The organism is Streptosporangium amethystogenes, from assembly GCF_000721075.1.
Classification (GTDB): Bacteria; Actinomycetota; Actinomycetes; order Streptosporangiales; family Streptosporangiaceae; genus Streptosporangium; species Streptosporangium amethystogenes.
In genome coordinates this window covers 1-1,779 of sequence record NZ_JOEQ01000111.1, presented here as the reverse complement: position 1 = coordinate 1,779, position 1,779 = coordinate 1, and the positions used below count along the sequence as shown (strand labels likewise).

The window sequence follows — 1,779 nt, the reverse complement described above, 5'->3', positions numbered from 1 at the left end:
CGCCAGATGGTGTCGGTGGCGACCGCGATGATCCCGTTCCTGGAGCACGACGACGCCAACCGTGCGCTCATGGGCTCGAACATGCAGCGTCAGTCGGTGCCGTTGCTCAAGAGCGAGGCGCCGCTGGTCGGTACCGGCATGGAGTACCGTGCCGCGACCGACGCCGGTGACGTCATCACCGCCGAGAAGGCGGGCGTGGTCGAGGAGGTCTCCGCCGACTACGTCACGGTGATGAACGACGACGGCACCCGCACCACCTACCGGGTCGCCAAGTTCAAGCGGTCCAACCAGGGCACCTGTTTCAACCAGAAGCCGATCGTCGCCGAAGGCGACCGGATCGAGGTCAACCAGGTCGTCGCGGACGGTCCCTGCACCGACAGCGGTGAGATGGCCCTGGGCAAGAACCTCCTGGTGGCGTTCATGCCGTGGGAAGGTCACAACTACGAGGACGCGATCATCCTCTCCCAGCGTCTGGTGCAAGACGACGTGTTGTCCTCGATCCACATCGAGGAGCACGAGGTCGACGCCCGCGACACCAAGCTGGGCCCCGAGGAGATCACCCGGGACATCCCGAACGTCTCCGAGGAGGTGCTGGCCGACCTCGACGAGCGCGGCATCATCCGTATCGGTGCCGAGGTCGTGCCCGGTGACATCCTGGTGGGCAAGGTCACCCCCAAGGGGGAGACCGAGCTGACCCCCGAGGAGCGGCTGCTGCGTGCGATCTTCGGCGAGAAGGCCCGCGAGGTCCGTGACACCTCGCTGAAGGTGCCGCACGGCGAGCAGGGCAAGGTCATCGGGGTACGGGTGTTCAGCCGCGAGGAGGGCGACGAGCTCCCGCCGGGGGTCAACGAGCTGGTCCGGGTCTACGTGGCCCAGAAGCGTAAGATCACCGACGGTGACAAGCTGGCCGGCCGCCACGGCAACAAGGGTGTCATCTCCAAGATCCTCCCCGTGGAGGACATGCCCTTCCTTGAGGACGGCACGGCGGTCGACATCATCCTCAACCCGCTGGGCGTGCCCGGCCGGATGAACGTCGGCCAGGTCCTGGAGACCCATCTGGGATGGATCGCGGCCAGGGGCTGGGACATCTCCGGTATCCAGGAGGCCTGGGCCGAGCGGCTGCGCGACAAGGGCTTCGCCGAGGTCGACCCGCGCACCAACATGGCCACCCCGGTCTTCGACGGCGCCAACGAGGAAGAGATCATCGGTCTGCTCGACAACACCCTGGTCAACAGGGACGGCGGGCGCATGGTCGGCGCGAACGGAAAGGCCCAGCTGTTCGACGGCCGTTCCGGCGAGCCGTTCCCGCACCCGATCTCGGTCGGCTACATCTACATCCTGAAGCTGCTCCACCTGGTCGACGACAAGATCCACGCCCGCTCGACCGGCCCGTACTCCATGATCACCCAGCAGCCGCTCGGTGGTAAGGCCCAGTTCGGCGGTCAGCGCTTCGGTGAGATGGAGGTCTGGGCCCTGGAGGCCTACGGCGCCGCCTACGCCCTGCAGGAGCTGCTGACCATCAAGTCCGACGATGTTCTGGGCCGGGTGAAGGTCTACGAGGCGATCGTCAAGGGCGAGAACATCCCCGAGCCGGGCATCCCGGAGTCCTTCAAGGTGCTCATCAAGGAAATGCAGTCGCTGTGCCTGAACGTCGAGGTGCTCTCCAGCGACGGCATGTCCATCGAGATGCGCGACACCGACGAGGACGTCTTCCGCGCCGCGGAAGAACTCGGCATCGACCTGTCCCGGCGCGAGCCGAGCAGCGTCGAAGAGGTCTGA

At 66.3% G+C, this 1,779-nt stretch carries 1 protein-coding gene; it reads left to right on the top strand.

The window, feature by feature from the left end; genetic code table 11:
- A partial coding sequence (rpoB, locus tag IG98_RS0143780) for a DNA-directed RNA polymerase subunit beta (protein WP_030926451.1) occupies positions 1-1,779 on the top strand: 1,779 nt, incomplete at its 5' end.